Source organism: Lichenicoccus roseus (assembly GCF_005844085.1).
Classification (GTDB): domain Bacteria; phylum Pseudomonadota; class Alphaproteobacteria; order Acetobacterales; family Acetobacteraceae; genus Lichenicoccus; species Lichenicoccus roseus.
The window spans coordinates 97,647-110,172 of sequence record NZ_VCDI01000009.1 but is presented as its reverse complement, the minus strand read 5'-3'; the positions used below and the strand labels follow the sequence as shown (position 1 = coordinate 110,172).

Here is a 12,526-nt window from a genome sequence, read left to right as displayed (position 1 = left end):
ACAACGGACCGATACGCCGGCGGCAGGAGCCGGCCTTGTTCAGGGCACCACCACCAACCCATCCCACGCCAGCACCGAGCCGCTCTGTGCCGGTATTGCTCCCGCGCACACCGACAGCAGGCTTTCGGCGCAGAACTCCGGCGTGAACAGCTTGCCGTCCGCAACACCCGCCTGGAACGGCTTGCTGAGGCCGGTCGCCACCGTGCCAGGATGCAGTCCGAGACAGATCGCCTCCGGCCGGCTGCGCGCAAGCTCGATGGCGAGGTTGCGCAGGATCATGTTCAGGCCCGCCTTCGAGGCGCGATAGGCGTGCCAGCCGCCGAGGCGGTTGTCGCCGATGCTGCCGACACGCGCCGACAGCGCCGCAAACACGCTGCGACCGGTGCGCGGCAGCAGCGGCAGCATGTGCTTGGCGACCAGCGCCGGACCGACCGCATTCACCCGCCAGGCCTGGGTCAGCGCGTCGCCATCGAGCGATCGCCAGCTGCGCTCCGGCTGGCCGACGCCCTCGCCGTGCAGCAGCCCGGTCGCGACCAGCACCAGGGTTGGCGGCGAGCCGGCGGCGGCGACCGGCCCCTGCACCGCGCCTTCGATGCTGGCCTCGTCAAGCAGATCGATCCGGCCCCGGATCAGGCGATCGGAGACGACATCGGCCGGTGCGGCGCCTGCGCGCGACAACGCCACCACGGCCACGAACTCCGGCCGTCGCAGCAACGCACGCACCAGCGCCTCGCCGATGCCCCCCGAGGCGCCGATGACGACCGCGCAGCCCATCTGCTAGCCCTCGTCCGGCACCCGGCCCACGGTGCCGAGAAATTCCGGATCGCCGAACTCGTCCGCCTCGGCATCGTGCCAGACCCGCACGACACGCGCGCCCACGATCGAGCCGCCGTTCATCGCCTTTTCGGCACGCAGCAGGCCTTCCTCCTGGGTGCGGCAGACGATCGCGACCCCCGCCTGCAGGGCTCCGCGCTTACCGGCGAGATAGGGCTGGTAGATGATCTGCGGCGTCGCCGGCATCGTCTGTGTCCTTCGGCCATGGCCGCAACCTGGGTGTCCGCCAGCATAGCCCCGCAACGGGTGGCGAGACAGCGGGCGCGTGTCGCGGCATGCTCGGTCACCAGCGGGGGCAGCATCGGGCGGCCACCGGCAGGCAGGGGCGCACATGGGCCGGTTCTTCGCCATGGAGGGCGTGTCCGCCGCCACCGTCACCGAGCCGGTACCCAACGCGCTGAAGACGATGCGGCTCGACCGCGTGTTCTGGAGCCATTTCTCGCCCAATCTCGGTCCGGGCGGCTGGGTGGTGGGCGTGCTGCTGGTGCATCTGGGCCTCGGCCTCGGCAGCGGCATCGCGGCGATCCTGCTCGGCAACCTGATCGGCGCCCTCCCGGTCGCGTTCGCCGCCGCCATCGGACCGGTGACCGGCCTGCCGCAGATGGAGGCGTCGCGCCAGGTCCTCGGCCGGCGCGGCATCAGGCTGCCGTCGTTCCTGAACTGGATCTACTGCATCGGCTGGGACGCGGTGAACAACGTGCCGGCCGCCGCCGCCCTGGTCGCCCTGCTGGCGCTCGCGGGCCTGGCAGCCCCGTTCTGGCTGGCCCTTGCGGTGCTGGCCGGGCTGCAGATGATCGCCAGCATCTACGGCCACGACATGGTGCAGGGCCTGCAGAAATACCTCGGCGGCCTGCTGCTGGTGACGTTCGCGGTCATCGGCGGCCTGGATTTCCTGCGCGCCGGCAGCGCACTGCTGCCGCACCCGGCGGATGCCCCGGCCACCCTCACCGTGCCGACATTCCTGCTCGCGGTGGCGATCCTGGCCAGCTTCAACCTGTCCTGGGCCACCTACTCCTCGGACTACACGCGCTACCTGCCGGCCGATACCGACCCGAAGCGGGTGGTGCGGCTGTCGTTCGCCGCCCTGCTGGCGTCCGCCATCCCGTTCCAGCTGCTCGGCCTGGTCACCGCCGGCAGCGTCGGAGAGGCGTCGCCCACCGCGGTGATCGCCGGCCTGCAGCACGCCGCCGGAGGGCTGGGGCCGGTAGTGCTGGCGGCGATCGCGCTGTCGTCGATCAGCGGCAACTCGTTCAACGACAACACCGCCAGCTACAGCCTCATCTCGGCGGGCATCCGCGTCCCCCGTGTGCTGGCGGCGATCGCCACCGCGACGCTGGGCTACCTGCTCGCGGTGTTCGGCGCCGGACGCTATGCCGAGCTCTACACCAACTACCTGGTGGTGACGCTGTACTGGATCGCGCCGTTCATCGGCATCGTGCTGGCCGACTGGTACCTGGTCGGCGGCGGCCACCGGAAGGTGCCACGCGGCTGGACGCCGGCTGCGACCATCTTCGTCGTCACGGCGGTGGTCACCATCGCCTTGTTCTCCGTCAGCGACACCTATACCGGTCCGGTCGCCCGCCTGCTGGGTGGGGCGGATGTCGGCTACTATGTCGGGTTTGTTACAGCTGGAGCACTTTACATGCTGAGTGCAAATAAGCGTAACAACAACGGCGCTCGGCACGAACCCTGAATACGGTTATGGGCCTGATGCAAGAGGTCCGCAGCATGTCCCTGCCAACACCGATCCTGCGCCTGCTCGACCCGCACGTCTCTCCGGCAACCAAGCTGCTGATGCTGTTCGGCCTCTCCTATCCCCTGCAACCGATCGACCTGATCCCGGATCGGCTGCCCTATGTCGGGCACGCGGATAATTATGGCCTGCCGGTAGCAGGCGCCGCCGCCGCGCTGCTGCTGCTGCTTGGAATTCCCGGCCGCGCCGTGGTGCTGGCCCGCCTGACCCGGGCCGGGCTCGGCATCCTCGCTTCGATCGGCCAGGCGGCGGCCGCCCGCGCACCGGGCCGCTTCATCCTGCGGCTGATGCTGGGACGCTGGCCGGATCCGCCTGAGCAGCAGGCCTTCCTGGCCGGGCTTGCCGCCACCGGCCATTCGCTACCGCCCCTGCTGCGCGCTGCCGCCTACGTCCCGGCGGCGGCGCCCCTGCTCGGCCGCGGCATGCTGCTCAGCGCCGTGACCGGGCAGCGTTCCCGGCCGGGCGACGGCCGGCCGGTCGTCGCCGGCAATGCCGGGATCGCACTCAGCGATGCCCAGATGCGTGGCAACCTGCTGGCTGTCTGGCGCGGTCCGAAGCTGCGGTTCCTGCACCTCGAGAAGACCGCCGGATCGTCGCTGGTGGTAGCGCTGCAATCCCAGTTCCATCCGCTGCAGATCCATTCCGAGGGTGCGCTCAAGACCATTACCGCCATCGATGCGGAGCGCTTCGCGGCCCTGGCGGCGGCGCATCGCCGGGCGGAATTCGTCTGGGGCCACTACGACCTGCCGTCGCTGCGCCGGCTCGACGGCGACGAAGCCGGCTTTCATTTCTGCCTGCTGCGCGATCCGCGCCAGCGCATCCTGTCGCTGTACTACTTCTGGCGGGCTACTTCCGGTGCAACGGAACGGCCGGTCTGCCTGGCACGCGAGCACGGGTTGCTCGACTTCCTGCGCCTGCGCGATCCGGCGCTGCGCAACGAGATCGACAACCTCTATGTCCGCCGGCTGACCGGCCTCTATGTCACCGGGACCGGCGATCCGCTTGACGCGGCGCCCGACCAGGCCCTGGCCGCGGCGGAGCGGGCGATGCGCCGGCTGGATTTCGTCGGGATCTCGGAGCGCCTCACCGAGAGCCTGGCGCTGCTCGGCGATACCCTCGGCTTCACGCCACCGGCCCGCACCCCGGCGGTCAACGTCCAGGCGCAACTGGAACTCAAGGCGCTGCGACCGACGCCGGCCAGTCCGCGCGAGCCGATGACCGAGGCCATCGAGGCGGAGCTTGCCGCCCTGACGCGGCTCGACATCATGCTGTATCGCTCCGCCGATCGACGCCTGGCACGGCTACGGCCGGGAACGGGGGCGGAGATAGATGCCTGACGCCCGCCCCGGCGATTGTTCAGTGCAGGCCGGGCGCGGGGCCGGCAACCATCGGGTCTGCCAGGTTGCCGGAGCCGATCGCCGAATTCTGGCCGGCCGGGCCGAGGCCTGCGGCGCCGACGCTGGTGGGTCCCGGCTGCATCGCCGGCAACGCGGCGCTCTGGCCAGGTCCCTCGGGAGGGGTGGAGCCGTTGCAGCCGGCAAGCATCGCCAGGCTCAGGCCACAGGCGGCGGCAAGCAGGCGCCTGGGCAGGGCGGTGCTGGATGACATCGGCATATCCTAGTTGGATGAGTGCCGGGCAACGCCTCAGGCCGTGGCATAGTTGTGCGCCCGGTCGAGCTTGCGGCTGACCGGCAGCAGCAGGGCGAACAAACCGGTGCCGACGCAGGCCGCCAGGAACAGCCGGAAGAACAGGGTGGTGTAGATCGGCAGGCTCTGCGCCGGATCGGCGGCGCCTCCCAGATCCGGCACCGCGGCGAGGTTGGCGACCGCGCTGCCGAGATACATCGCGACCCCGGTGGAGACGAAGTAGGCGCCCATCATGAAGGCGCTCATGCGGCCGGGAACGTAGCGCGCCACCACCGCGAGGCCGAGGCCGCTGACCAGCAGCTCGCCCAGCGACAGCAAGCCGTAGCCCCACACCATCACCCAGGGCGAGATCAGCGGGCTGGTCGCGAACCGGCAGGACAGCCACCAGACCAGGAACCCGCCGGCGACGCAGGCGAAGCCGAGCAGGAACTTGGTTGCGAGCGAGACATCCCGGCCGGTGGCGCCGAGGCGGTTGTAGAGCAAGGCCAGCGGCGGGCTCGCCAGCATGATCCAGATCGGGTTGAGCGCCTGGAACTGGCCGGCCGACCAGTGGAACAGCGCGACGCCGGCCAGGTTGAACTCGAGCTGCACGTTGCGAAGCGCGAACAGCGTCAGCGACGTCGACATCTGCTGGTAGAAGATGAAGAACACCATCGACTGCACGGTGAGCAGGTACATCATCAGCAGGCCGGGACGCTCGCTGGCGGCGCTCCGGGCATAGGTCCAGATCCAGATCGCCACCACCGCGGCGCCTGCCAGCCAGACGCAGGCGCGGGCCACGGCGGCATGCTGCAGCACGAAGCCGACCACCACGATCGCCCCCAGCGCGCCGCCGATGATCGCGGCGAGGAGTGCGGGCCGCAACGGCTGGCCATCCGGCACCGAGCCGATGTGATCGACGCGCCGGTGCATGATGGCGTAGTTCACCAGGCCCAGCACCAGGCCGGCGCAGCACATGCCGAAGGCGACGTGCCAGCCGTACCGGTCCTTGAGCCAGGGGCACAGCAGGATCGAGACGGTCGAGCCGACATTGACCGCCATGTAGTAGATGGTGAAGGCGCCATCGAGCCGGCTGTCGTCGCCCTCGTAGATCCGCCGCACCATGTTGGCGGCGTTCGACTTGAACAGGCCGTTGCCGACGCTGATGGTGCCCATCGCGGCATACAGCAGCACCGTCCCGGTGGTCGGCCACGCCATCAGCAGGTAGCCGATGGTGAGCGTGATGGCGCCCAGCAGCATGGTCCGTCTCGAGCCCAGCACCCGGTCGCCGATCCAGCCGCCGACCGCCGGGGCCGCATAGGTCAGCGCCGCGAAGGCGCCCCACAGCAGGTTGGAGCGGGCGTCCGAGAAGCCGAGCTGCTGCACCATGAACAGCAGCAGGATCGCCTGCATGCCGTAGTAGCCGAACCGCTCCCACAGCTCGATCAGCAGGACGACGGTGAAGGACTGGGTGCGTGTCACCGTCGAAGGTGCGAGCGGCTGCGGGATGGCAGGGGCGTGCATGCGTGTGTCCGGGCTGAAGGTCGGCGATCACTCGCCCGGATGCCACGAATTTGCAACTAGGCCACGGGCCGGCCGGCCGCGGCGCAGTCCGGGCGGCGGCTATGCATGAATCTGATTCAAGAAACCCGTGAAAAAACCTCTGTTGTCAGCAGGCGGCAATGGATCGCGAATGTCCGTCCACGCTTGCCGAAGGATCAGGCCATGTCCCTCATCGCCGCGCTGCGTATCCGGGAGGCGGAAGGCAGACCGATCCGCGTCGGACTGATCGGCGCCGGAAAGTTCGGCTCGATGTATGCGGCGCAGGCGCACCGTACGCCCGGGGTACACCTGATCGGCGTCGCCGACCTGTCGCCGCCACGGGCGGCGGCGGCCCTGGCCCGGGTCGGCTGGGACGCCGACCGCTATCGCGCGCGCTCGTTCGGACAGGCCGCATCCGACCGCACCACCCATATCACCGACGACGCCGCCTCGATGATCGCGAGCCCGCATGTCGACATCGTCATCGACGCCACCGGCAGCCCGGCCGCCGGCATCCGCCACGCCCTGCTGTGCTGCGAGCACGGCACCCACATCGTCATGGTCAACGTCGAGGCCGACGTGCTGGCCGGGCCGTACCTCGCCGAGCGCGCCCGCCAGGCCGGCATCGTCTACTCGATGGCCTCCGGCGACCAGCCGGCGCTGATCGCCGAGCTGGTCGACTGGGCCCGCACCGTCGGCTTCGACATCGTCTGCGCCGGCAAGGGCACGCGGCATCTTCCGGCCTACCACGCTTCCACGCCGGACACCGTCTGGACCCACTACGGCTTCACCGAGGCGCAGCTCGCCACCGGCGACTTCAATGCGCAGATGTTCAACTCCTTCCTGGACGGCACCAAGTCGGCGCTGGAGATGGCGGCGGTCGCCAACGCCTGCGAGCTGGCGCCGCCGCCCGACGGCCTCGCCTTCCCGGCCTGCGGCGTCGACGACCTGCCGCTGCTGCTGCGTCCGCGCGAGGAGGGCGGCATCCTTGCCGGGCGCGGAACGGTGGAGGTGGTGTCCTCGCTCGAGCGCGACGGCCGCCCGGTGTTCCGCGACCTGCGCTGGGGCGTGTACGTGGTGATCGAGGCGCCGAACGAGTACGTGCGCGACTGCTTCTCGCAGTACGGCCTGCGCACCGACCCGGGCGGCCGTTTCGCCGCCATGTATCGCCCCTACCACCTGATCGGCCTGGAGCTCGGCACCTCGGTCGCCAGCATCGGCGTGCGCGGCGAGGCGACAGGCGCCACCACTTCGTTCAGCGGCGATGTGGCCGCGACTGCGAAACGCGCGTTGCGGGCCGGCGAGACGCTCGATGGCGAGGGCGGCTACACCGTCTACGGCAAGCTGCGGCGCGCATCGGACTCGCTCCGCGAGGGACTGGTGCCGATCGGGCTGGCGCACGGGATGACGCTGAGGCGGGACATCGCCGAGGGCGACGGCATCGGCTGGGACGATGTGGAGTACGACGCCACCCGCCAGGCGATCCAGGTGCGACGCGAGATGGAAGACATGTTCCGCCGGCGCGCCGGCTGATGGATGCGGGTCCGATCGGCGACGCGGCGGCCACGCGCGATCCGCGCCGGACCGCCTATCGCCGCATCACCCTGCGCCTGATGCCGCTGGTGGTGCTGAGCTACTGCTGCGCCTATGTCGACCGCGTCAATGTCGGCTTCGCCAAGCTGCGCATGCTGTCGGACCTGCATTTCAGCGACCTCACCTACGGGTTCGGCGCCGGCATCTTCTTCATCGGCTACTTCCTGTTCGAGATCCCGAGCAACCTGCTGCTGCAGCGCTACGGCGCCCGCGTCGTGCTGGCGACCATCATGGTGGTCTGGAGCGTCATCTCGGCGGCGACCTCGCTGGTCCACACGCCGGCGCAGTTCTACGTCGCCCGGCTGCTGCTTGGCCTCGCCGAGGCCGGCCTGTCGCCAGGCATCATGCTCTACCTTACCTATTGGTTCCCGCCGGCGCGCCGCGGCTTCGCCCTGGGCGCCTACTATGTCGGGGTGCCGCTGGCCGGGATCGTCGGCGGTCCGCTCTCCGGCATGATCCTCAAGGCGTTCGCCGGTTCGACCGGGTTCCGTGACTGGCAGTGGCTGTTCGTGCTGGAGGCGATCCCGTCGCTGCTGGTCGGCCTGGTGCTGCTGGGCTTCGCGACCAGCCGGCCGGAGCAGGCCCATTGGCTGTCCGACGCCGAACGCCGGGCGGTGCAGGAGGATCTCGCCGCCGGCGCGTCGCCGTACGAGGTCCATGCCGGGCTGCGGACCTTCCTGCTCGACGGCCGCATGTGGCGGCTGGCCAGCGTCTATTTCTGCGAGCTGGTTGGGTTGTACGGCCTGAGCTTCTGGCTGCCCTCGGTCATACGCGCCTCCGGGATCCGCGACGTGGCGACCATCGGCTGGGTGTCCGCGGTGCCCTACCTGGTGGCGATGCCGGTGATCGTCCTGAGCGGCATCACCGCCGACCGCACCGGCCTGCGCCGCCTGCATTTCGCCGGCTTCCTCCTGGTCGGCGCCGTCGCCTTCGCGCTCAGCGGCCTGTCATCGCTTGGCCCGGCCGGCGCGGTGGCGCTGCTGAGCGTGGCGACGGTCGGCATCCTGTCGGCGCTGTCGCTGTTCTGGGGCGTGCCGGCGACCCTGCTGGGAGGCACCTCGGCGGCGGTCGGGATCGCGCTGATCAATGCGATCGGCAACCTCGCCGGAATGATGTCGCCATGGATGGTCGGCTGGCTGAACGTGCATACCGGCGGCCAGCAGGCCGGCCTGGTCGCGGTGGCGACGTTCATGGCGCTCGGCGCGGTGCTGGTCTGGACGGTGCCGGGCTCGCAGGAACGCCTGCGCACGCGAAAGGAGATCCGATGACCCTGGGTGTGGCACTTCCGAACGGCTGCCGGATCACGCATGGCGCGGGCGCGAATATCCGCACGCCGTTCCCCGACATGCCGCTCGAGATGCACGAGCTGCATGGCGGGACGGCGGACCCGGCCGGCCCGGGCTTCCGCGGCCAGTTCGGCTTCATCCCGTTCAGCGAGGCGGTGCGGCTGCCGCGCCACGTGCACATCAGCGACGACGGGCGGCTGCTGCCCGAGCGCATCCTGGTGTTCAACGGCGCCGGCCTGGTCGAGCTGAACGGCGAGCTGACGGTGGTGGCGCCGGGCTCGCTGATCGATATCCCGGCCGGCGTGCCGCACACCTGGACCGCCTGCCCGTCCGGCCTCGCGCTGCCGGACGGCAGCAGGACGGACGGTCGCTTCCTGATGGTCTATGTCTATTCCGAGCCGACCTCGTTCGCGCCGACCGCCGCCACCGGAACCCTGGCCAGCGCCACGGAGTACGAGCGCTGGGACGGCGATCTCGAGCCGTTGCGCATTCCGGTGCTGACAGCCGACGACCTGCCGGGACGGGCGAGGCTGGTCTGGGACCGCGGCCTGCTTCCGCTCTAGCCGCTCGCGGCGGACATTGCCTGTCCCATATCCATGCCCGGGGTGAGCCCGCTCAGCCAGGCCGAAGCCAGCACGGCGAGCAAGCCGAGCGCGGTCTGCACCAGGATGGCGGCCAGCAGGTGGCGACGGGCCTGGTCCGCCGTCGCTCCCCGGAGGGCCGGGGCCAGGCGGTAGCGGTTGAGCACCGCGAGCGCCGTCAGCAGCAGGAAGAGCGTCGCCTTGACCAGCACCACCACGCCATAGGCAGTGCCGGCCAGGGCGTGCCAGCCGCCGACCAGCACCCAGCCCTGCACCAGCGCCGAACCCGCGAGCACCACGACGCAGATGCGTCCCATCGGCGAGAACCAGCGTGCCGCCTGCGCTGCGGTGGCCGGGATGGCCAGCCGGACCAGCAGCAGCAGGGGCAGCAGGCCGCCGATCCAGCCGGCGGCGGCGAGCAGGTGCAGGATATCGGCGGCGCAGAGCAGGCTGGCGACGCCGCCCATCGCCATCGCATGGCCATGGCCGGCCTGCAGGGCGACATCGAGCAGTGCCGCGAGCGCCGTCCATCCGGACAATCCGGCCAGGCGAAGCAAGGCCGCGGTCGCCCCGAGGCCCGCGAGCTGCAGCAGCGCAAGATGGCCGAACGCGGTCTCCCGCAGGACCGGCCGCAACGCCGCCAGCGCCTGTGCCGGCCCGTTCGCGTCGGCGATGTCGGCCGCCTGCAGGACCACCCAGCCCAGCAGCGTGACCACGGCAAGGGCGAGGCTGCCGCGAGCCAGCTGCCGCAGCATGCGACAGACCCGGGCGGCCTCGTCCGGCGGCACCGACGCCAGCGCCGGCCGGGCCACCAGAACGGCGAAGACGGTGACGCCGCCGAGCGACAGCAGGCCGGCGACGAACAGCGCCCTCGCCAGGACCAGTCCGAGACCGCCGTCGGGCATCTAGCGGGTGCCTACCTACCGGACGACGGTGAAGCTGAAGCGGCCCTGGGTCTTGTGGGTGTCGGTTGCGGTCGCGTGCCAGCTGACCCGGTAGGTACCGGGCGCCAGCGGTCGCACCGGAACCGCGAGCCGGTCCTCTGCGCCGGCGGGGTGCACCGGCCCGGCGACCACGCTGTCGCCGTTGGCCGCGGTCACCGCGATGGTGCTGAACTGCGGTTCCACGCCCTCGGTGAAGTCGATCACCACCTCGCCCGGCGCGGCGCCGGTGCTGCCGACCGCCGGGCTTGCGCGCTTCAGGAAGGCGTGCGCACCGGCGCCACCGGCATAGGAGGCGAGTGCCGCGAGCAGCAGAGCCGACGGGATCGTCCGGGATGGAGCGGTCATTGGAAGATCGGCTTTCCGATGAAGTCGTTCGGGAACAGGTCGTCGAAGAAGAGATGCACCAGCCCGACCGCGCCGACGGTGGTGCCGGTCGCCTTGTTGAGCGGCACCAGCGCCTCGACGCCGACCTCGCCCCACTGGGCGAGGTAGATCACGCCAGGGGCGGCGGTCCAGGTCGCCCCCTGCGCACCGTGCGCCGAGGCGGGCGACGACCAGGTGAACTCCACCAGCGGGATCATGTTGCCGAGGATGCCGGGCAGGCCGAGATCCTTCACCTGCGACTGCAGGTAGGGGATGCTGTACTGGACCGAGAAAGCCCCTGCCCAGGCGTTGGTGTTGCCGTTGTTGAACTGCGCGGCGATGCCGTTGGTAAGCGATGCGGTCGCGGGCGCGGGCGCTGCGATCTGCTTCACCTCGCGGTCGGCGATGGTGAAGCCGAGCTCCCCGGTGACCGCGAACGGCTGCAGGAAGCCGGCCGGCAGGTCGCCCATGCCCTTGCCGAAATAGGCGGTCGGCGCCGTCGATCCATAATGGTCGGCGCCGGTGTGGGTGGTGCCGCTGCCGCCGAACTCGCGGATGATGCCGAGGGAGGCGACGAACTCGTGGTCGGCGTTGGTGATCGCCTGCCATTTGCCGGTGACGTAGATGTTCTCGAAGCCGGTCTGTGTCTTCGAGCCGTTGACCTGCTGGATGTCGTAGCCGTCGTTGAAGATCAGCGCGGTGTCCGGCGTGATGGTCTTGTCGTACTCCCAGCCCAGATCGACCTCGTGGGTCGGGCCGCTGCCGCCATCGGCGCCGCTGCGCTGGTAGGTGATGGCCGGCAGCGAGGCTTCGTCGCTGACGCCGGGATCGTCGAAGGTGAGCGTCACCGGAAACACCCGGGCGCCGGCGATGACGTGGGCATACACCGGACATGACGTAAGGATGAGGCCTGCGCACAGCAGGGGCGCGGCCGGATACAGGTTTCGCATGGTTGCGAAGATCCTCTGATGCGGGAAGTCGGGGGATGGCGAGCGGGCGTCAGGCCGCCGCCGGTGGACCCCTCGGACTTCCGACCCGCATGACGGGACCCGGCGGCGCGCGCCCAACCGGACGCTCGAAGACCCGCAGGACCAGCCGGACCGCGGGAGGCGGCGACAGCAGCGTCGGCGCCAGGATGGAGGACGGCAGCTCCAGCGCCATGATCGCCGGGCAGAGGGCCAGGTCCAGCCGGTGATGCTGCGGTCGCCGATGGCCATCGGCCGGGACGTTGCCGCTGCTGCACAGCACGCCCGCCGCCGAGAGGGCGACGCGCTCGGCGCGAACCGGCTCCGCCGACATCATGCCGGAGAGGACGATCTGGCACAGCAGGGCAAGCAGCGCGGCTACGCCTGCAAGCCTGCCGCCAAGCGGACGCCGGCCGGGCCGGACGCGTTGAGGCATGAGGGGAGGCTAGCGGGACCTCGGCGCCGGCACAATCAAGCGACGCGGGCGCACCCGCCGCAATCGGATCGGCGAGCGGAGGGCCGGCGGGCGCGCCGGGCCATCATCGGATCGATCCTGCTTCCCGATCGGATGAAGATGCCCGGCAAACGACAAGCCGGTGCTTCTTTCCGATCCACTTCGATCGGAAAAAGCTCTAGAGAGACGTCGGCTCAAGCTGGAGGAGCGATCGCATGCCCCGCATCCTGCGCACCATCCGCTCCGGCATCCTCCCGGTCAGCCTGCTGGTCGCCTCCATGCCGGCGTGCCCGGCTGTCGCCGCGCCGGCGCCGGTGGATGCCGACATGATGCAGGGCATGGCGCGGATGCAGCACGGCATGGCGTCGGCGCCGATGACCGGCGACCCCGACCAGGACTTCATCGCGATGATGATCCCGCATCATCAAGGCGCCATCGCCATGGCGCAGGACGAGCTGCGCTATGGCCACGATCCGTCGTTGCGGGCGCTGGCGCGGCGGATCGTCGCCGACCAGCGCTCCGAGGTGGCGACCATGCGGCGCTGGCAGGCGTCGCATGGTGCCGTGCGAGGCCGCTGAGGCCAGC

The 12,526-nt window shown here is 70.4% G+C and carries 14 protein-coding genes; 6 read left to right on the top strand and 8 right to left on the bottom strand.

Annotated features, from left to right (window positions below):
- Positions 1 to 39: 39 nt before the first annotated feature.
- Together FE263_RS19290 and FE263_RS19285 are read right to left on the bottom strand one after the other, a co-directional pair.
- Positions 40 to 774: an SDR family NAD(P)-dependent oxidoreductase gene (locus tag FE263_RS19290; RefSeq protein WP_138327665.1), complete on the bottom strand. Its 735-nt coding sequence runs from the start codon at positions 772 to 774 to the stop codon at positions 40 to 42.
- 3 nt (positions 775 to 777) lie between these two features.
- On the bottom strand, positions 778 to 1,020 hold the full coding sequence (locus FE263_RS19285; RefSeq protein ID WP_138327664.1) for a hypothetical protein: 243 nt from the start codon (positions 1,018 to 1,020) through the stop codon (positions 778 to 780).
- Between the two features lie 145 nt (positions 1,021 to 1,165).
- Between FE263_RS19285 and FE263_RS19280 the strand changes: the two genes are divergently transcribed.
- Both FE263_RS19280 and FE263_RS19275 read left to right on the top strand, forming a co-directional pair.
- Positions 1,166 to 2,527 (top strand): purine-cytosine permease family protein, encoded by a 1,362-nt coding sequence (locus tag FE263_RS19280; RefSeq protein WP_240759952.1) that lies wholly within the window; start codon positions 1,166 to 1,168, stop codon positions 2,525 to 2,527.
- 35 nt (positions 2,528 to 2,562) lie between these two features.
- Positions 2,563 to 3,924, top strand: a complete 1,362-nt coding sequence (locus FE263_RS19275; RefSeq protein WP_171034226.1) for a DUF1232 domain-containing protein — start codon at positions 2,563 to 2,565, stop codon at positions 3,922 to 3,924.
- 19 nt (positions 3,925 to 3,943) lie between these two features.
- Here the strand turns inward: FE263_RS19275 and FE263_RS19270 are convergent, their stop codons facing one another.
- Both FE263_RS19270 and FE263_RS19265 read right to left on the bottom strand, forming a co-directional pair.
- Positions 3,944 to 4,195: a hypothetical protein gene (locus FE263_RS19270; protein ID WP_138327662.1), complete on the bottom strand. Its 252-nt coding sequence runs from the start codon at positions 4,193 to 4,195 to the stop codon at positions 3,944 to 3,946.
- A gap of 36 nt (positions 4,196 to 4,231) precedes the next feature.
- Positions 4,232 to 5,737 (bottom strand): peptide MFS transporter, encoded by a 1,506-nt coding sequence (locus FE263_RS19265; RefSeq protein ID WP_138327661.1) that lies wholly within the window; start codon positions 5,735 to 5,737, stop codon positions 4,232 to 4,234.
- A 201-nt stretch (positions 5,738 to 5,938) separates the two neighbouring features.
- On the opposite strand from FE263_RS19265, the gene FE263_RS19260 reads away from it, so the two are divergent.
- From FE263_RS19260 to FE263_RS19250, 3 genes are read left to right on the top strand one after another with little or no spacing between them, the layout of a single operon-like run.
- A complete protein-coding gene (locus tag FE263_RS19260) occupies positions 5,939 to 7,288 on the top strand; it encodes an NAD(P)H-dependent oxidoreductase (RefSeq protein WP_138327660.1) in 1,350 nt (449 codons plus the stop codon).
- Positions 7,288 to 8,616 (top strand): MFS transporter, encoded by a 1,329-nt coding sequence (locus FE263_RS19255; RefSeq protein ID WP_138327659.1) that lies wholly within the window; start codon positions 7,288 to 7,290, stop codon positions 8,614 to 8,616. Before FE263_RS19260 ends, FE263_RS19255 begins: the two co-directional genes overlap by 1 nt.
- Complete coding sequence (locus FE263_RS19250) at positions 8,613 to 9,197, top strand: cupin domain-containing protein (protein WP_138327658.1); 585 nt, start codon at positions 8,613 to 8,615, stop codon at positions 9,195 to 9,197. The genes FE263_RS19255 and FE263_RS19250 overlap by 4 nt, the downstream gene beginning before the upstream one ends.
- On the opposite strand, the gene FE263_RS19245 is transcribed toward FE263_RS19250, so the two are convergent.
- Genes FE263_RS19245 through FE263_RS19230 form a run of 4 tightly spaced genes read right to left on the bottom strand, consistent with a single transcriptional unit; the run spans position 9,194 to position 11,923 of the window.
- A complete protein-coding gene (locus FE263_RS19245) occupies positions 9,194 to 10,120 on the bottom strand; it encodes a CopD family protein (RefSeq protein WP_138327657.1) in 927 nt (308 codons plus the stop codon). The two genes, FE263_RS19250 and FE263_RS19245, sit on opposite strands and share 4 nt — an antisense overlap.
- A gap of 15 nt (positions 10,121 to 10,135) precedes the next feature.
- Positions 10,136 to 10,504: a copper resistance protein CopC gene (locus FE263_RS19240; RefSeq protein ID WP_138327656.1), complete on the bottom strand. Its 369-nt coding sequence runs from the start codon at positions 10,502 to 10,504 to the stop codon at positions 10,136 to 10,138.
- The gene (locus tag FE263_RS19235) at positions 10,501 to 11,472 is read right to left on the bottom strand and encodes a hypothetical protein (protein WP_138327655.1); all 972 of its coding nucleotides are present in this window, start codon (positions 11,470 to 11,472) and stop codon (positions 10,501 to 10,503) included. The genes FE263_RS19240 and FE263_RS19235 overlap by 4 nt, the downstream gene beginning before the upstream one ends.
- A gap of 49 nt (positions 11,473 to 11,521) precedes the next feature.
- Positions 11,522 to 11,923 (bottom strand): hypothetical protein, encoded by a 402-nt coding sequence (locus FE263_RS19230; protein WP_138327654.1) that lies wholly within the window; start codon positions 11,921 to 11,923, stop codon positions 11,522 to 11,524.
- A gap of 233 nt (positions 11,924 to 12,156) precedes the next feature.
- Between FE263_RS19230 and copM the strand changes: the two genes are divergently transcribed.
- Positions 12,157 to 12,519, top strand: a complete 363-nt coding sequence (gene copM, locus FE263_RS19225; RefSeq protein ID WP_138327653.1) for a CopM family metallochaperone — start codon at positions 12,157 to 12,159, stop codon at positions 12,517 to 12,519.
- The last annotated feature ends 7 nt before the right edge of the window (positions 12,520 to 12,526 follow it).